Here is a 17650-nt window from a genome sequence, read left to right on the forward strand (position 1 = left end):
GGCCGGAACGGTTCGGGACACTGGTCGTCGCGTCATCGATACACAAGGAGGTCCGGTGTGCATACCTCCGGGCGCCTGCCGATCCCGCCGGTCTGCCCTGCGCGCTCCGCGCGGCTCAGGTGCGCGCTCCGCGCGGCTTAGGCCGGCTTGGTGGCCCCGATCGAGAGGGCGAGCGGGATGCCGGCGACGCCCGGCGGCAGCGCGAAGAGATCCTCGCCGGCCTCCACCATGCCGGGAAAGGCTTGCCATGCCAGCCGGTCGTGCTCCCGCAGAAAGTCGAGCCGCAGCCCCGCGGCCAGCAGCGCGCCGACGACCACCCCGACGGGGTGGATCCATTCGTAGTTGCGCGTCGCCGTCAGCTTGCGGGCGTCGCCTGTGTAGGTCTCCTCCTCGTCGAAGACGAGCGGCCGGTCTTCGGGCGTGCGTGCGTCGTAGGTCACCACCAGACGGCCCTCGACGAGATCGCACTGGTTCATCATGGGATGGCCTTCGAGGAGGTAGAGCCGCCCGCCCGGCCGCAGCACGGCGGCCACGACGCGCGCCCAGGCCGCGATGTCGGGCAGCCAGTTGATCGCGCCCCAGGTGACGAAGGCGAGATCGTAGCGCTCCCCGAGCGCTTCGGGCGCGTCGTAGATCGAGGCCTCGACGAAGCGCGCCTGCGTCCCCGCGCGGGCCGCGAAGTCGCGCGCCGCCGCGAGCGCTGTGGGCGAGAAGTCGAGCCCGGTGACGGAGCGCGCGCCCAGATGCTTGAGCGACAGCGTGTCGAGGCCGATGTGGCATTGCAGATGCACCACGTCGAGGCCGGCGACGTCGCCGATCTCGTCCGCCTCGATTGCGTGCAGCGACGAGCCGCCGGCCAGAACCTTGGCGATGCGATAGGAGCCCGTCGTGTCGGTGGCGTGCAGCGCGGCACGCTCGTTCCAGTTGGCGAGGTTGGCGGCGAAGAAGGCTTGCGTGTCGCTCATCTCATGCTCTCCTTGTCGAATCTGCGGACGGGGAAACCCGAGCGCCGCGATGTCTGCCATGCGTTCAGCATCAGGCATCGCGCCCCTTCTCCTCCGGACCCACGCTGAGCACTTCGCGCCAGACCATGAGTTTGATGACGGGTTCCTGAACGTATTGATCCCGCACTGTTCGGCTTTGCCTGAACGTTGCCGAGAACACGAACGAGAACACGCATATGATTGTCATGTAAAAAACTATAAAAATAGATATTAATATTGATATTTCAACTACTGTATTCAAAAGGCTGTCTAATCTCGGATCATACGCGAGGAAACCGTAAATCGTTAGAACAAGAAATGTCAGCGCGGATGCCGTAAGCGCCCGAAGGACCTGCCTTTTCGTCAGCATGCTGCACCATCTGCCTCGGCCGTTTGAAAGTTTCACGCCTATGGAGAACCGCCCGCCGACCGCACGGCAAGACAGCGCATGGCCCGAAACGAAAAAAGGCGACCCGGAGGCCGCCTTTCCAACATCTCGCGGGAAACCGGAGCCTTACTCGGCGGCGGTCTTGGCGGCCTTCGCGGCGGCCTTGTCGGCCTCGGCCTTCTGGCGGGCCTCGGCGGCCACGCCGCGGGCGTCGTCGTTCAGCTTGCGGGCGCGCACGTTGGTGGCCTCGACGATGCGGGCCGACTTGCCGCGACGATCGCGCAGGTAATAGAGCTTGGCGCGGCGAACGCGGCCGCGACGCACGACCTCGACCGATTCCAGCATCGGCGAGTACATCGGGAAGACGCGCTCGACGCCCTCGCCGTAGGAGATCTTGCGGACGGTGAAGTTCTCCTGGATGCCGCCGCCGCAGCGCGCGATGCACACGCCCTCGTAGGCCTGCACGCGGGTGCGGGTGCCCTCGGTGACGCGCACGTTGACGCGCAGCGTGTCGCCCGGCGAGAAGGCCGGCAGCGTGCGGATGGCGGCGATGCGGGCGACCTCTTGGGCGTCCAGTTCCTTGATGATGTCCATGGCAGAGCCTCAATTCGTTGCATGCCGGCGAGCCGGTCATGGCCGTGTCTGATACGGTCAAGTTATTCTGAGGAAATCGAGGCGGCTGTTACACGAGGATGACGGTTCTGTCGAGATCGCGCCCCGTGCTTTTTTGGCCGGCCGCGACGCCCCCGACCCCTCCTTACCGCAGCGCAGCAGACCCAGGCGATCCCCGGCCCTTCCCGCAACGGGCGGCGTCGCCTATGCCGGATCAGCCATCCGCCAGACGCCGCGGGCCCACCGCTCCGACCGGCGCCCCGAAAGCTCAGCCGCCTCGCCCATGACGATCACCGCCATCGCCTTCCTCTTCGCCGCCGGCTTCCTCGCCGGCGCCATCAATGCCGTCGCCGGCGGCGGCACCTTCCTCACCTTCGGCGCACTGACGCTGGTCGGCGTGCCGCCGATCTCGGCCAACGCCACCTCCTCGATCACCCAGTTTCCCGGCTACGTCACCTCGACGCTCGCCTACTGGACGGACATCCGCCGCATGTGGCGCGGCGCGCTGGTGCTCGCCGGCGTCTCGGTGGCCGGCTCGCTCGTCGGCGCGCTCGTGCTCCTGTCGCTCGACAATCCGCAGTTCCAGGGGCTGGTGCCCTGGCTGCTGGTCGCCGCCACCGCGCTCTTCGCCGCCGGCCCGTGGTTGAAGCCCAAACCCCGGCACGAGGCGGACGCCGCACGCGGGCGCAGCCTCGCGAGCCCCCTCCTCCAGTTCCTCACCGCCATCTACGGCGGCTTCTTCGGCGCGGGCATGGGCATCATGATGCTGGCGACGCTGGGGCTCACCGAGAGCGACGACTACCACCGCCTCAACGCCCTGAAGAACATGCTGGCGACGGTGATCGCCATGGTCGCCATCGTCGTCTTCGTTTCGGGTGGCGTCGTGGCGTGGCCGCAGGCGCTCGCGATGATCCCGGGCGTCGCGCTCGGCGGCTATGCCGGCGTCTGGATCGCGCGGCGCGTGCCGGCGCTCGCCGTGCGCCTCGTCGTCATCGCCGTGGGTTCGGCGCTTGCGGCCTATTATTTCTGGCGCAACGCGGCGGGCTGAGGCGCGCGAGGCGAGGCGATGGCTCCCTCACCCTTGTTTGTGACGGGCCGGACCCTTCATTGCGGTTGAGACGACGAGAAGACGCGAGGCCCGCCATCCCGGCCGGCTTCGCCACGAGGGGCGGCCGACGTGACGACGACGATCCTGGCGGCCCTGACCGCCCTCCTTCTGCTCGCCACCGGACTGTCGTTCCTGCGCGTCGCCCATGGTTTCGTGCGCATCTTCTCGTTTCCGCGCCTGCAGTTCCTCGCCGCCGCGCTCGTGCTTCTAGCCGTGGCGCTCGCTTTCCTGCCGCCAAGCGGCTGGCGCTGGTTCACGCTCCTCGGGCTGATCGTGGTGATCGGCGTGCAGTCGGCCTGCATCGCGCAGTTCCTCCCCGTTCGGCCCAAACAGTCCGTGCGCTTCGAGGGCGATCCGAACGGGCCGGACACGGTCTCGATCCTCTCGGCCAACATCAAGCAGTCCAACCGCAACTATGCCGCGGCGCTGCGTCTGGCGGAGGGCGCCGACGCCGATCTCGCGCTGTTCATGGAGACCGACCAGGCCTGGGTCGACGCGCTGGAGCCGCTCGCCACGCGCTATCCGCATGTCGTGCGCCATCCCCTCGAAAACGCCTACGGCATGGTGCTGTTCTCGAAGCTGGCGCTTTCGAGCATCGATTCGGACTATCTCGTGATGGAGGGCGTGCCCTCCATCGTTGCCACGGTGCGCCTTCGCGACGGCCAGCGCTTCCGGCTCTTCTGTGTCCATCCCGAGCCGCCGGTGCCCCACATCGATTCGCTCGGGCGCGACGCCGAACTCGTGAAGGTCGCCGCGCTCGTCACCTCGCAGGCGCTGCCGGCGGTCGTCACCGGCGATCTCAACGACGTCGCCTGGTCCAATACGACGCGTCTCTTCCAGCGCCTGTCGCGCCTTCTCGACCCGCGCGTCGGACGCGGCTTCTTCAACACGTTCGACGCGCGCTTCGTCTTCCTGCGCTGGCCGCTCGACCATCTCTTCCACGACGTGCGCTTCCGGCTGGTCGAGATGAAGCGCCTGCCCGCGGGGGGCTCGGACCACTTCCCGATGTATTTCAAACTCGGTCTGGCACGCGGTCCCGGCGAGGCCGAGATGCCCGACGAGGCCGACGAGGCCGACCGCGAGGAGGCGCGCGAGATCGTGGCCGAGGCCAAGCAGCTCGACCGCGACCCGATCGGCGTCGATTGGGAGAGTTGAGGCGCGCCGCGCCGCGGATCGACGCCGGGTAGCATCCGGCGGCCGTCTCGTCCTATAGGAGACGACCGTCGCCCAACCGATCGCGCCCGCCATGACGCATCCCATCCCCTTCGCCCGCATGAACGGCCTCGGCAACGAGATCCTCGTCGCGGATCTCCGCGGCACGCCGGCTCGCATCTCGCCGGAGGCGGCGCGCGCCCTCGCCGCGCGGCCCGAGACGCATTTCGACCAGATCATGGCGATCCACGATCCCCGCACGCCCGGCACCCATTCGCTGATCCGCATCCTCAACGCCGACGGCTCGGAGGCCGGCGCCTGCGGCAACGGCACGCGCTGCGTGGTGCAGGCGCTGGCAGGCGAGACCGGCCTCACCGCGTTCACGTTCGAGACCAGGGCCGGGCTTCTCGAGGCCTTCGAGCGCGAGGACGGCCTCGTCACCGTCGACATGGGGCCGCCCCGCTTCGGCTGGCGGGAGATCCCGCTCGCCGAGGAGTTCGCCGACACCCGCGCGATCGAGCTGCAGATCGGCCCGATCGACGCCCCGGTGCTGCATTCGCCCTCCGTCGCCTCGATGGGCAATCCGCACGCGATCTTCTGGGTCGAGGATGACGTCTGGGCCTACGCGCTCGACCGGTTCGGGCCGATCCTCGAGAACCATCCGATCTTTCCCGACCGCGCCAACATCTCGATCGCCTGCGTCACGGCCCCGGACGCGATGACGATCCGCACCTGGGAGCGCGGCGCCGGCTTGACCCGCGCCTGCGGCTCGGCGGCCTGCGCGGCGGCCGTCTCGGGCGCCCGCACCCGGCGCACCGGCCGCCGCGTCACCGTCACCGTGCCCGGCGGCGATCTCCTGATCGACTGGCGCGAGAGCGACGACCACGTGCTGATGACCGGGCCGGCCGAGTGGGAATGGTCGGGCACGCTCGACCCCGCGACCGGCGACTTCGCCCGCGACCCCGAGCCGACCACCGCCGAGATCGCCTCTTGACGGCCGACCCCGCCCCGACGCTCGAGATCGTCTCCTTCGGCTGCCGCCTCAACACCTACGAGGCCGAGGTGATGCGCCGCGAGGCGGGCGCCGCGGGCCTCGGGAGCGACGGGCGCCGCACCGTCCTTGTCAACACCTGCGCCGTGACGGCCGAGGCGGTGCGACAGGCGCGCCAGGCCGTGCGCCGGGCCCGGCGCGACGATCCCGGGGCACGCATCCTCGTCACCGGCTGCGCCGCGCAGACCGAAGGGCCGAGCTTCGCCGCCATGCCCGAGGTCGACGCCGTGATCGGCAACGACGACAAGCTGCACGCGCGCGCCTATCGCGATCTGCCGACCTGGAGCGTCGAGCCGCACGAGAAGCTGCGCGTCAACGACATCATGAGCGTGCGCGAGACCGCCGGCCACATGGTGGACGCCATCGAGGGCCGGGCGCGGGCCATCGTGCAGGTTCAGACCGGCTGCGACCATCGCTGCACCTTCTGCATCATCCCGTTCGGGCGCGGCAATTCGCGCTCGGTGCCGGCCGGCCCGGTGGTCGATCAGGTGCGCCGCCTCGTCGATCTCGGCTATCGCGAGGTGGTGCTGTCCGGCGTCGACCTCACGAGCTGGGGCCATGATCTGCCGGGCGCCCCGCGCCTCGGAGCGCTCGTGCAGTCGATCCTGCGCCTCGTGCCCGCGCTCGAACGCCTGCGTCTTTCCTCGATCGATTCGGTGGAGGTGGACGGCGCGCTGATGGAGGCGATCGCCGGCGAGCGGCGCGTCATGCCGCATCTCCACCTCTCGCTGCAGGCCGGCGACGACCTGATCCTCAAGCGGATGAAGCGGCGCCACACGCGGGTCGACGCCGTGCGCATCGCCGCCGCCATCCGGGCGCGCCGCCCCGACATCGTCTTCGGCGCCGATCTCATCGCGGGCTTCCCGACCGAGACCGACGCGATGGCAGAGAACACGCTGGCGCTGATCGAGGATTGCGGGCTGACGCATCTCCACGTCTTCCCCTTCAGCCCGCGCGAGGGCACGCCCGCCGCGCGCATGCCGCAGGTGCCTGTCTCCGTCGCGAAGGCGCGGGCCGCAACGCTGCGCGAGCGCGGCGAGCGCGCCCTCGACCGGCACCGCCGCCGGCTCGCCGGCACGCGCCAGCGCCTCCTCGTGGAGCGCGGCGGGCGGGCGCGCACCGAAGACTTCACGCTCGCGGCGATCGGCTTCGGCCTCCCCGGCGAGATCGTGGACGCTATTCTCCATCTCGACGGGGCCGGCGCCCTCCAGGCCCGCCCCCTTTCTGCCACGCCTTCCGGCGCGGCCTGACCCTCTCGACCCCGGACGCGCCTTCCGGCGCGGCCCGACCCTCTCGAACGGAAAAGCACACCCCAGATGAGCGAACAAAAGGGCTTCTTCCGCCGCATCTTCTCGTTCGGAGCGAAGGAGGAGGATCGCAAGACCGACGAAACCGGCCTGCCACGCGTCAACGACGCCACCGGCCAGCGCCCCGACGCGACCGCCGCCGAGATCCACCAGCCGGCCGCCGCCTCCACCGAGACCGACGCCGAGGCCGGCGCCAGCGCCGCCGAGCCGGCGGGCGGCGGCATCACGCCGCTGACGCCCCGTGACGCAGGCGACGCTTCCAGCGTCGAGGCTGAAAAAAAAACTCTGAAATAGAGCCGGAGGCGGGGGCAGCCGCCGCCGAGCCCTCGCCCTTCGTGCCGGCCGCGGAGACCCTCGTCCCGCCCGCGCCGGCCTCCGCGGAAGCCGCGCCGGACACGGCCGCCCCCGCCGACACGAGCTTCCTCGACCGCCCGGTGACGGACGCGCCGCTCGCCGACGAGCCGATCACCGCCGCCGAGACCGACCCCGCGCTCGCCTTCCTCGACGAGCCCGACGTGCCCGTAGCCGAGCCGGACGCCGACTTCTCCTGGCTCGATGCCCCGGCGGAGGACGACGCGGACCAGCCGGCCGCCCCGCCTGCATCTCCCTTCACGCCCGAGCCCGCGACGCCATCGCCAGCCGCGGTCATGACGCCGGCCGAAGCCGAGATCGTCGGAGCCGATGGCGGCGTCTCACCGGAATTGCCCTCCCCGCTCGCCCCGATCCCGCCCGCCCTGGCACCGCGAGAGGCGCCGGATGCCGCGGCGGCGCCCGACGAGGACGACGACGACCGCGACGCCTTCTCCTGGCTCGACGCGCCGCTGCCGCCCGAGCCCGGCGAAACGGCGCGTGCCCCCATTCCCGGCCGCGCGGCGGCGGAGGGCGAGGGCTGGGCGCTGCGCGAGGCACGCGCCGACGCCGTGCTCGCCGCCGAGCCGCGCAAGCCCTTCTTCCAGCGCCTGCGCGAGGGGCTCTCGCGCTCCTCCAACCAGTTGTCGGGCCAGATCACCGCGCTCTTCACCAAGCGCCGGCTCGACGAGGAGACGCTGCAGCAGTTCGAGGACGTGCTGATCCAGGCCGATCTCGGCGTCGAGACGGCGATGCGCATCACCGACCGCCTGTCGGACGGGCGCTTCGGCAAGGAGATCACGGGCGACGCGGTGCGCCAGATCCTCGCCGAGGAGGTGGAGCGGGCGCTCGCCCCCGTCGCGCTGCCGCTCGAACTCGACCTGTCGGTGAAGCCGCACGTCATCCTCGTCGTCGGCGTCAACGGCACCGGCAAGACCACCACGATCGGCAAACTGACGGCCAAGCTCGTGCGCGGCGGCTTGAGCGTGACCCTCGGCGCAGGCGACACGTTCCGCGCCGCGGCCGTGGAGCAGCTGAAGATCTGGGGCGAGCGCACGGGATCGCCCGTGGTCGCGCGCGCCATCGGCGCCGATGCCGCGGGCCTCGCCTTCGAGGCCTATGACGAGGCCGTGCGCAACGGGTCCGACGTCCTCATCATCGACACCGCCGGCCGGCTGCAGAACCGCGCCGAGCTGATGGACGAGCTCGCCAAGATCGTGCGCGTCCTCCAGAAGCGCGAGCCCGACGCGCCGCACACGGTGCTGCAGACGCTCGACGCCACGACGGGGCAGAACGCGCTTTCCCAGGTCGAGATCTTCCGCAACGTCGCGGGGGTCAACGGCCTCGTGATGACCAAGCTCGACGGCACGGCGCGCGGCGGCATCCTCGTCGCCATCGCCGCCAAGCACAAGCTGCCGGTCTTCTTCGTCGGCGTCGGCGAGGGGATCGACGATCTCGAGCCCTTCAAGGCGCGCGACTTCGCCGAGGCCATCGCGGGCCGCGCCGGCACCGCCTGACATCCGCCGCATCGCAGACCTAAGCGATGCGCCCATCCGATCCCGCCCGAGGGGCTTTGACGCTCATGTCCGACCGCATCATCGAAAAGGCCCCGAACGCGCCGGGCAAGCGGGAGTTCAACCCGCTCCTGAAGTTCGCGCTGGAACTCGGGCCGCTCGTGGTCTTCTTCTTCGCCAATTCGCGCGGCGCCTGGCTGGCGGAGCGCTTTCCCGCGCTCGGTGAACTCGGCGGCCCACTCTTCATCGCCACCGCGCTGTTCATGGCCGCCACCGTCGTGGCGCTCACGGTCTCCTGGTCGATGACGCGCACCCTCCCCATCATGCCGCTCGTCTCCGGCGTCTTCGTGGTGGTCTTCGGCTTCCTGACGCTCTGGCTGCAGAACGAGACCTTCATCAAGATGAAGCCGACGATCGTGAACGGGCTCTTCGCGGCGATCCTTCTCGGGGGCCTCGCCCTCGGCAAGCCGCTGCTCGGCTACGTCTTCGACCAGGCGTTCAAGCTCGACGACGACGGCTGGCGCAAGCTCACCTTCCGCTGGGGCCTCTTCTTCGTGGTGCTGGCGGTGCTGAACGAGGTGGTCTGGCGCAACTTCTCGACCGACGCCTGGGCCGCCTTCAAGGTCTGGGGCACGATGCCCATCACCATGGGCTTCATGCTGCTGCAGATCCCGCTTCTGAAGCGCCACGCCACCGAGCCGCTCTTCGACAAGAAACCGTGATCGCGACGGGAGAGCGCCCTCGGCGATTGCGGCCGGCGGCAAACTCCCCAGATGCGGGTCTCCCGGCGCATCGCGCCTTCCCGGAGACAGACCCCCGATGATCGACGCCCAGAAGCTTCTCGACCAGTTCCTCGGCACCGGCCACGGCCGCCCCGGCGGCACGCCGGGATATGGCGGGGGGCGCACGCCCTCGTCGAACCCGCTCGGCGGCGGGCTCGGCGGACTCGTCGGGCAGGTGCTGGGCGGCTCGTCGGGCCGGGGCGGCTCCGGCGGCGGCATCGGCGGGCTCGTCGGCCAGGTGCTCGGCGGCTCGCGCGGCGGCTCGGGGGGCTTGGGCGGCAGCCTCGGGGGCGGCTTGGCCGGCAAGGCGATCGGCGGAGCGCTCGCCGGCGGCCTCGCCTCGCAGATCCTGCGCGGCAAGGCGACGCGTGGCCTCGGCGGCTCGGCGCTGAAGCTCGGCGGCCTCGCGCTCGTGGCGGGCCTCGGCTACAAGGCCTGGACCAACTATCAGGCGCAGCAGCAGGCCGCCGCCGGCGGCCAGCTCGCCGGCCCCACCGGCAGCGCCCTGCCCCGGCCGATCGCGGCGGGCGAGATCCCAGAGGCGGCCGGCACGCCCTTCCACCCCGCCGCGCACGAGGCGGACGCGCGCGCCCGGCTGCTCCTCTCGGCGATGATCGCAGCGGCCAAGGCCGACGGCCATATTGACGCCGCCGAGCAGGAGCGCATCTTCGGCAAGATCGACGATCTCGACCTCGAATCCGACGAGAAGGGCCTCCTCATGGACGAGATGCGCCGTCCGCTCTCGATCGACGATCTCGTGGCCGGCGTCACCTCGCCCGAGGTCGGCGTCGAAGTCTACACGGCCTCGGTGCTGGCGATCGACGCCGACCAGCCGGCCGAGCGCGCCTATCTCGACATGCTGGCCGCGCGGCTCAACCTGCCGGCCGAGCTCGTCGCCGAGATCCGCCGCACCGCCGACGAGGCCACGGCCGGCTGATCCCAGCCCATCCGACGTCGCCCGGTCGTCGCCTTCGCGCCGCCGCCGGGCGGCTCCGAGCTTTCAGAACTCGTCGGTCGCCAGCATCCGCCCGTCCGGCATCCGGTCGCCGACGTCGCCCGCCGGATTGCCGAAGGGCACCGGCGGCGCGCCGTCCTCGGCCTCGCGGTCGTGGTTCAGCGCCCAGTGGACGGAGGGGAAGGCGAGGTCGTTCCAGGGGATCTCGTGCCACTCGAAGAGCCGCACCTCCAGGCTCTCCACCCCCGCCTCGATGCGGGGATCGGCGAGCGCGGCGCGGAAGATCAGCTGTACCTGGCTGATGCGCGGCACCGAATAGACCGCGAGCAGCCGCTCGATCGCGAGATCGGCGCCCGCCTCCTCGCGCGCCTCGCGCCGCGCGCCCTCCTCCGGCGTCTCGTTCAGCTCCATATAGCCGGCGGGGATCGTCCAGAAGCCGCGCCGCGGCTCGATGGCGCGCCGGCAGAGCAGCACGCGTCCCTCGTGCCGGACCACCGATCCCACCACGATCTTGGGGTTCTCGTAGGCGACGAAGCCGCAATGGTCGCAGACCTTGTGGGCGACGCCGTCGCCTTCGGGAATGCGGAGCGAGAAGGAAGGGGTCTTGTCCATCGAGGGCTAGATGGGCGGGCGATCCGCGGCGGCGACGGGCCGGCGGCAAAAAGGCGGGCCCGCCGCTCGCGTCAGCGTGCCGGCGCCACGGCTCCGCGCAGCGCCGGCAGCAGGCCCTGGCTCACCGCCTGCGGCGTCAGCGGCCCCGTCTGCTTCCAGAGGATCGTGCCCGCCGGCGAGACGAGGAAGGTCTCGGGCACCCCGTAGACGCCCCAGTCGATGGTGGCGCGCCCCGCCGGATCGACGCCCACCGCCGCATAGGGATTGCCGAGGCCGGCGAGGAAGTCGCGCGCGTTTTCCGGCTTGTCCTTGTAGTTCAGCCCGACGATCTCCAACCCGGTGGCGCGCACCGCGGGGTCTCGCGACAGTGCGAGCAGCATCGGATGCTCGTCGCGGCAGGGCACGCACCAGGAGGCGAAGACGTTGACGAGGCGCGGCCGCCCGTCGCCGCCCGTCGCCATGGCGAGCCCCGGTACGGGCGCCCCGTCCGGCCCACGGAGCCCCTCCAGCGCCGGAAGCACGGTGGCGGGCGCGGGCTGGCCGATCAGCGCGGAAGGGAGCGTCTGCGGGTCGTGGCCGGAGGCGAGCTGGTAGAGGAAGAGCCCGGCGAGCAGCGCGAAGACCCCGACCGGCACGAAGGCGAGCTTCGAGCGCCGCCGCGGCGCCGCGGCAGGCTCGCCGGCGGGCGAATCCGGCGCACTCACGGGCGCGCCGTCCCCGGCCGCGCCCGTGAGCCCGAGGCTTCCAGCTCGGCGAGCCGCGCCTTGACGCGGCGGGCGTCGCGCATCGTAAAGGCCACCAGCCCGCCGAGCACGAGCGCGGCCATGCCGTAGGCGCTGGCGACGAAGAGGGCGTAGTCGGCCTGCATCAGACGACGCTCAGGGCCTGGCGGCGGGCGAGACTGAGGCACCGCCGGCGGCGGATCTCGGTGCGCATCGCCGTCAGGTGCAGCGCGAAGAAGAGGGCCGTGAAGCCGGCGGCGCACAGGAACAGCGGCCCGAGATAGGCCGCGGGCATGGCGGGGCCGCCGAGGCGCAGGACGCTCGCGGGCTGGTGCAGCGTGTTCCACCAGTCCACCGAGAACTTGATGATCGGGATCACCACGAAGCCGACGAGCACGAAGATCGCGGCCATGCGCCCGCCCCGCTGCGGCTCCTCGAAGGCGCGCGTCAGCGCAATCAGCCCGAGATACATGAGGAAGAGAACGAAGACCGAGGTGAGCCGCGCGTCCCAGACCCACCACGTGCCCCACATCGGCCGGCCCCAGACCGAGCCGGTGAAGAGGCAAAGGAAGGTGAACACCGCGCCGATCGGCGCGGCCGTGCGGATCGCGACCTCGGCGATCGGATGGCGCCAGACGAGAAGCCCGAGCGCCGAGGCGCTCATCACCGTCCACACCATCATCGACAGCCAGGCGAAGGGCACGTGGATGAAAAGGATGCGCACGGTGATGCCCTGCTGGTAGTCCTCCGGCGCCTGCAGCGCGTAGAGCAGCCCGAAGCCGAGCAGCGCCAGCGCCACCACCCAGACCCACGGCACGAGCTGGCCGGTGAGCTCGAGAAAGCGCGTGGGGTTGGCCAGAAGCGCGAAGCGCGAGGGGCGGGCGGCGGTGTCGCTCATGGGGCGTCTCGCTCGGGTGGTTTCGCCATGGTCTAGAACGAGTTGGCGAGGGCGTCCATGCGGAGGCCCCTCAAGTTTGCGTCGGTGCCGCCCCGCCCGACCGCCCGCCGATCCACAGCGCCATGCCGATCGAGGCCGGCATCACCGGCTCGAAGCCGAACTTCGCGTAGAGATGGCGCGCCTCGCCGTCGGCGATCAGGCTGACATAGGCCGACGGCGGCGCGGTCTCGCGCAGCCAGTCCATGAGATCGCCGAAGATGCGCTTGCCGAGGCCCTGCCCCTGGTGCGCCGGCTCCACCGCCATGTCGACGATCTGGAAGAAGCAGCCGCCGTCGCCGATCACCCGGCCCATCGCCACGGCCCGCCCCTCGCAGCGAACGACGACGCCGTGGCAGGTGCCGGGCAGGCCGCGCTCGGCCGCCTCGGGCGTCTTGGCGCTGAGGCCGGAGACGGCGCGCAGCCGGCGATAGTCCTCGACGCTGGGCGTCTCGGCGGAAAAGGCGTAGCGGGCGGGATCGAAGGGCATGGGGCGAGGTCCGTGCGCGGGTCAGTCGGTGGAAAGGCGGAGCGCCGCCGCGGCGGCGAAGGTGCCAAGGAGGCCGTAGACGAGCGTCAGCGCGGCGAGGATGAGGAAGGGCGCGCGAAAGGGCGCGGCGTCGTTCACCGCGCCGAACGTCGCGGCGACGCCGAAGATGAGGACGGGCAGCGCCAGCGGAAGCACCAGCACCGAGACGAGCACCCCGCCGCGCGGCAAGGCCGCCGCCACCGCCGCGCCCACCGCGCCGATGAGGACGATGGCGGGCGTGCCGACCAGCAGCGTCAGCGCGGTGGCCCCGAGCGCGCGCGGCTCCACCGAAAGGAGCAGGCCGAGGAGCGGCGAGGCCACGACCAGCGGGAGGCAGGCGGCGCACCAGAGCGCCGCGGCCTTGGCGAGCACCACGAGCGGCAGCGCCAGCGGCCCGGCGAGGTAGAGGTCGAGGGTGCCGTCGTCGCGGTCGGCCTGGAACAATCGGTCGAGCGTGAGGAGCGTCGCCAGCAGCGCGCCGATCCAGAGGATCGCCGGCCCGATGCGCCGTAAGAGCGCCAGATCCGGCCCGACGCCGAAGGGAATGGTGGCGACGACGGCGAGGAAGAACACGATGCCGACGAGGCCGCCGCCCGAGGCCAAGAGCTGCAGCCGGAGATCGCGCAGGAAGAGCGCGCGCATCACCAGAGCTCGTCCCAGCCGCCGCCGGGCGCCGCCGCGGCCGCCTCCCCGACGCCGGCCGGTCGCAGCGCCTCCAGCCGCAGTTCCTGCGGCGCCTCCAGCGCGAGCGGTTGGTGCGTCGCGGCGATCACGATGCCGCCGGTGCACTGGCGCTCGCGGCAGAGCGCGGCGAAGCGCGCCTGCGCGCGCTCGTCCAGCGCCGCCGTCGGCTCGTCGAGGATCCACACCGGCCGCTCGCTCACCAGAAGCCGCGCCATCGCCGCCCGCCGCCCCTGCCCGGCCGAGAGGACGCCCGCCGGCAGGTCGCCGGCCGCGCCGAGATCCACCGCCGCGAGCGCCTCGCGCACGCCGAGCCCTGTGTCGCCAAGAAACCGCCGCCAGAAGCCGAGTTCCTCGGCCACGCTGCGTCCCGCCTTCAGCGAGTTGCGATGGCCGAGATAATGCGCGACCTCCGCCACGCGCCGCGCCGGCTCGCCGTCCGCCGCCACGGCGCCCTCGACGCTCACCTCGCCCGCCAGCGGCGGCAGCAGCCCCGCGAGCGTGCGCAGCAGCGTCGACTTGCCCGCCCCGTTCGCCCCCGTCACCAGAAGCGCCGAGCCGGGGCCCAGCACGAGGTCGAGCGGGGGCACCACGAGCCGCCCGCCTCGCCCCGCCGCCAGCCCTCTCAAACGCAGCGTGATCAACGGCCCCGGCTCCTCGGCATCCATTCCCCCGCGTTCTGTCGCGTGGGGCGGACGTTGGCAAGACGGGGCTTCGCCCTCGACCCACCAAGGGCCTCGAGGCCCTTGGATCCCCTCTCGTGTTTCGATGACCGGGGAGGGCCGGCGGCCCTCCCCGGTCATCGACAAATGAAAGCGGGGGTCCGGGGGCGTCGGCCCTCGGGCGGGGTTCGGGGCGGCAGCCCCGCCTCCCCACGCCCGAACGTACGCGGAACTTGGCGCGAGGCGGGATTTGCGGGTGCGGGGGCCTTTATAGCGATTACAAACTTGCCTATAAGGCGGCCAACCACTCCAGCGACCGGCGTGGAGTCATCAGCGCCGATCTCAAGTGGCCTGCCTCCGTGGCGGGTCCCGGGGCGGACGGGCGGAAATGGTCGTACCCGCATCTTCCAACGTGCCCGCGTCTCGCGGGTGCGGCGGTCGTTCGCCTTTCGGACATGTCATGGTTCGAGAAGGAACGAGAGCCCCAATGTCCCACCCCGATAGCTTCAAGAGCCGCAAGACGCTTCACGTCGACGGCAAGCCCTACGTCTATTTCGACCTGAAGGAAGCCGAGAAGAACGGCCTCGCGGGCGCCTCGCGCCTGCCCTTCTCGATGAAGGTGATCCTCGAGAACCTGCTTCGCAACGAGGACGACCGCACCGTCAAGGCCGACGACATCCGCGCCGTGGTGAAGTGGCTCGACGACAAGGGCAAGGCCGGCCACGAGATCGCCTACCGCCCGGCGCGCGTCCTGATGCAGGATTTCACGGGCGTGCCCGCCGTGGTGGATCTCGCCGCGATGCGCGACGCCACCGAGCAGCTCGGCGCCGACCCCAAGAAGGTCAATCCGCTGGTGCCCGTCGATCTCGTGATCGACCACTCGGTGATGGTCGACTATTTCGGCCAGAAGGATTCGTTCGAGAAGAACGTCGAGGTCGAGTACGACCGCAACGGCGAGCGCTACACGTTCCTGCGCTGGGGTTCGGAAGCCTTCCAGAACTTCCGCGTCGTGCCGCCCGGCACCGGCATCTGCCATCAGGTGAACCTCGAGTACCTGTCGCAGACCGTCTGGACCAAGCAGGAGAACGGCGAGACGATCGCCTACCCGGACACGCTGGTCGGCACCGATTCGCACACCACCATGGTCAACGGCCTGTCGGTGCTCGGCTGGGGCGTCGGCGGCATCGAGGCCGAGGCTGCGATGCTGGGACAGCCGATCTCGATGCTGATCCCCGAGGTCATCGGCTTCCGCGTCGACGGCAAGCTGCCCGAGGGCACCACCGCGACCGACCTCGTGCTCACCGTCACCGAGATGCTGCGCAAGAAGGGCGTCGTCGGCAAGTTCGTCGAGTTCTACGGTCCGGGCCTCGCCAACCTCACGCTGGAAGATCAGGCGACGATCGCCAACATGGCGCCCGAATACGGCGCCACCTGCGGCTTCTTCCCGGTCGACAAGGACACCCTCGCCTATCTCGAGGCGACCGGCCGCGACAAGCACCGCATCGCGCTGGTGGAGGCCTACGCCAAGGCGCAGGGCATGTTCTTCGACGCGGCCTCGCAGGAGCCCGTCTTCACCGACACGCTGCAGCTCGACCTCGCCACCGTCGTGCCCTCGCTCGCCGGCCCCAAGCGCCCGCAGGACCGCGTCGCGCTGACCGAGGCCGCCGCCAAGTTCCGCATCGCGCTGACCGAGCTGCAGGGCGGGCGCAAGAAGAGCGAGCTGCCCTCCTCGGTGGGCGATTCCCGCTTCATGGACGAGGGCGCCGTGCCCCCGCACAAGACGCCCGACACCGTGCGCCACGCCGTCCAGGGCCGCGACCACGGCATCTCCGACGGCGACGTGGTGATCGCCGCGATCACCTCCTGCACCAACACCTCGAACCCCAACGTGCTGGTCGCCGCCGGTCTCGTCGCCCGCAAGGCGCACGCCCTCGGCCTCAAGGTGAAGCCCTGGGTCAAGACCTCGCTGGCGCCGGGATCTCAGGTCGTCACCGAATATCTGGAAAAGGCCGACCTCCAGAAGGATCTGGACGCGATGGGGTTCAACCTCGTTGGCTACGGCTGCACCACCTGCATCGGCAATTCCGGCCCGCTCTCGGAGGAGATCTCCGAGGCGATCAACGCCAACGACCTCGTGGCCTGCTCGGTGCTCTCGGGCAACCGCAACTTCGAGGGCCGCGTGAACCCGGACGTGCGGGCGAACTACCTCGCTTCGCCCCCGCTCGTGGTGGCCTACGCCATCGCCGGCTCGATGTTCGTCGACATCACCACCGAGCCTCTCGGCCAGGACCAGAACGGGGTGGACGTCTTCCTCAAGGACATCTGGCCGACGACGCAGGAGATCGCCGAGATCGTCCGCAAGACGGTGACGCGCGATCTCTTCGAGAGCCGCTATTCCGACGTCTTCAAGGGCGACGAGCACTGGCGCAAGATCGCGGTCTCGGGCGGCCTGACCTACGACTGGGACGACCGCTCCACCTACGTGCAGAACCCGCCCTATTTCGAGGGCATGACGATGACGCCGGAGCCCGTCACCGACGTCCACGGCGCGCGCATCCTGTCGCTCTTCCTCGATTCGATCACCACCGACCACATCTCCCCGGCCGGCTCGATCAAGAAGAACGGCCCGGCGGGCGACTACCTCGTCTCGCATCAGGTGCGCCCGATCGACTTCAACTCCTACGGCGCGCGTCGCGGCAATCATGAAGTGATGATGCGCGGCACCTTCGCCAACATCCGCATCAAGAACCAGATGCTGGACGGCATCGAAGGCGGCATGACCAAGCACTTCCCGGATGGCGAGGTGATGCCGATCTACGACGCGGCGATGAAGTATCAGGCCGAGAGCGTGCCGCTGGTGGTCTTCGCTGGCCGCGAATACGGCACCGGCTCCTCGCGCGACTGGGCGGCCAAGGGCACCGTGCTCCTCGGCGTTCGCGCCGTGATCGCGCAGTCCTTCGAGCGCATCCACCGCTCCAATCTCGTGGGCATGGGCGTCGTGCCCTTCGTCTTCGAGGAGGGCACCTCCTGGCAGACGCTGGGCCTCAAGGGCGACGAGACCGTCACCATCGAGGGCCTGACGACGGTCAAGCCGCGCCAGACGATGAACGCGGTGATCACCCGCGCAAACGGCGAGGTGCTGACCGTGCCGCTGCTCTGCCGCATCGATACGCTGGACGAACTCGAATACTTCAAGAACGGCGGCATCCTGCACTACGTGCTGCGCCAGCTCGCGGCCTGACGGGCGGCCGCCTTCCGCATCCGCCCGGGACGACGCACCTCGCGCCGTCCCGGGTCTTTTCAACGAAGG

Annotated in this window: 18 protein-coding genes; 9 read left to right on the plus strand and 9 right to left on the minus strand. The window is 70.6% G+C overall.

The features are described from left to right. Window positions 1–137: 137 nt before the first annotated feature. Window positions 138–965 carry a class I SAM-dependent methyltransferase gene (locus tag GGR04_RS18715; protein WP_183201432.1) on the minus strand — a complete coding sequence of 276 codons (828 nt, stop codon included), beginning with the start codon at window positions 963–965 and terminating at the stop codon, window positions 138–140. A 532-nt stretch (window positions 966–1497) separates the two neighbouring features. Next, entirely contained in the window at window positions 1498–1965 is a 468-nt protein-coding gene (gene rplS / locus GGR04_RS18720; protein ID WP_183201433.1) for a 50S ribosomal protein L19, read from the minus strand. Window positions 1966–2266: 301 nt separating this feature from the next. On the opposite strand from rplS, the gene GGR04_RS18725 reads away from it, so the two are divergent. From GGR04_RS18725 to GGR04_RS18760, 8 genes are all read left to right on the plus strand, one after another. Continuing rightward, on the plus strand, window positions 2267–3031 hold the full coding sequence (locus GGR04_RS18725) for a sulfite exporter TauE/SafE family protein (RefSeq protein WP_183201434.1): 765 nt from the start codon (window positions 2267–2269) through the stop codon (window positions 3029–3031). 129 nt (window positions 3032–3160) lie between these two features. Next, the gene (locus tag GGR04_RS24055) at window positions 3161–4246 is read left to right on the plus strand and encodes an endonuclease/exonuclease/phosphatase family protein (RefSeq protein ID WP_183201435.1); all 1086 of its coding nucleotides are present in this window, start codon (window positions 3161–3163) and stop codon (window positions 4244–4246) included. Between the two features lie 91 nt (window positions 4247–4337). Continuing rightward, the gene (gene dapF, locus GGR04_RS18735; protein WP_183201436.1) at window positions 4338–5237 is read left to right on the plus strand and encodes a diaminopimelate epimerase; all 900 of its coding nucleotides are present in this window, start codon (window positions 4338–4340) and stop codon (window positions 5235–5237) included. Between the two features lie 71 nt (window positions 5238–5308). After that, the gene (mtaB, locus tag GGR04_RS18740; RefSeq protein WP_246393384.1) at window positions 5309–6544 is read left to right on the plus strand and encodes a tRNA (N(6)-L-threonylcarbamoyladenosine(37)-C(2))-methylthiotransferase MtaB; all 1236 of its coding nucleotides are present in this window, start codon (window positions 5309–5311) and stop codon (window positions 6542–6544) included. A 66-nt stretch (window positions 6545–6610) separates the two neighbouring features. Then, window positions 6611–6895, plus strand: a complete 285-nt coding sequence (locus GGR04_RS18745; RefSeq protein ID WP_183201438.1) for a hypothetical protein — start codon at window positions 6611–6613, stop codon at window positions 6893–6895. Between the two features lie 41 nt (window positions 6896–6936). Beyond that, window positions 6937–8466, plus strand: a complete 1530-nt coding sequence (gene ftsY / locus GGR04_RS24465; RefSeq protein ID WP_312857487.1) for a signal recognition particle-docking protein FtsY — start codon at window positions 6937–6939, stop codon at window positions 8464–8466. Window positions 8467–8531: 65 nt separating this feature from the next. Continuing rightward, complete coding sequence (locus tag GGR04_RS18755; protein WP_183201439.1) at window positions 8532–9185, plus strand: septation protein A; 654 nt, start codon at window positions 8532–8534, stop codon at window positions 9183–9185. A gap of 97 nt (window positions 9186–9282) precedes the next feature. Next, window positions 9283–10182, plus strand: coding sequence for a tellurite resistance TerB family protein (locus GGR04_RS18760; protein WP_183201440.1), 900 nt, complete (start codon window positions 9283–9285; stop codon window positions 10180–10182). Window positions 10183–10245: 63 nt separating this feature from the next. Here GGR04_RS18760 and GGR04_RS18765 read toward each other — a convergent pair whose 3' ends face one another. The 7 genes from GGR04_RS18765 to ccmA all read right to left on the minus strand — a co-directional run bounded on the left by GGR04_RS18765 (window position 10246) and on the right by ccmA (window position 14481). Next, window positions 10246–10812 carry an NUDIX hydrolase gene (locus GGR04_RS18765; protein ID WP_183201441.1) on the minus strand — a complete coding sequence of 189 codons (567 nt, stop codon included), beginning with the start codon at window positions 10810–10812 and terminating at the stop codon, window positions 10246–10248. A 71-nt stretch (window positions 10813–10883) separates the two neighbouring features. Then, window positions 10884–11516 carry a DsbE family thiol:disulfide interchange protein gene (locus tag GGR04_RS18770; protein ID WP_183201442.1) on the minus strand — a complete coding sequence of 211 codons (633 nt, stop codon included), beginning with the start codon at window positions 11514–11516 and terminating at the stop codon, window positions 10884–10886. Then, window positions 11513–11680, minus strand: a complete 168-nt coding sequence (ccmD, locus tag GGR04_RS18775) for a heme exporter protein CcmD (protein ID WP_183201443.1) — start codon at window positions 11678–11680, stop codon at window positions 11513–11515. Before ccmD ends, GGR04_RS18770 begins: the two co-directional genes overlap by 4 nt. Then, window positions 11680–12432, minus strand: coding sequence for a heme ABC transporter permease (locus GGR04_RS18780; protein ID WP_183201444.1), 753 nt, complete (start codon window positions 12430–12432; stop codon window positions 11680–11682). The genes ccmD and GGR04_RS18780 overlap by 1 nt, the downstream gene beginning before the upstream one ends. 70 nt (window positions 12433–12502) lie before the next feature. Next, a complete protein-coding gene (locus GGR04_RS18785; RefSeq protein ID WP_183201445.1) occupies window positions 12503–12958 on the minus strand; it encodes a GNAT family N-acetyltransferase in 456 nt (151 codons plus the stop codon). 21 nt (window positions 12959–12979) lie between these two features. Next, window positions 12980–13639 carry a heme exporter protein CcmB gene (gene ccmB, locus GGR04_RS18790; RefSeq protein ID WP_183201446.1) on the minus strand — a complete coding sequence of 220 codons (660 nt, stop codon included), beginning with the start codon at window positions 13637–13639 and terminating at the stop codon, window positions 12980–12982. Next, a complete protein-coding gene (gene ccmA / locus GGR04_RS18795; protein ID WP_446680286.1) occupies window positions 13639–14481 on the minus strand; it encodes a heme ABC exporter ATP-binding protein CcmA in 843 nt (280 codons plus the stop codon). The genes ccmB and ccmA overlap by 1 nt, the downstream gene beginning before the upstream one ends. Before the next feature lie 346 nt (window positions 14482–14827). On the opposite strand from ccmA, the gene acnA reads away from it, so the two are divergent. Next, on the plus strand, window positions 14828–17581 hold the full coding sequence (acnA, locus tag GGR04_RS18800) for an aconitate hydratase AcnA (RefSeq protein WP_183201448.1): 2754 nt from the start codon (window positions 14828–14830) through the stop codon (window positions 17579–17581). Window positions 17582–17650: the final 69 nt, after the last annotated feature.

Origin of the sequence: Aureimonas pseudogalii, from assembly GCF_014196835.1 — a bacterium.
In the GTDB taxonomy this organism is placed as follows: Bacteria; Pseudomonadota; Alphaproteobacteria; order Rhizobiales; family Rhizobiaceae; genus Aureimonas; species Aureimonas pseudogalii.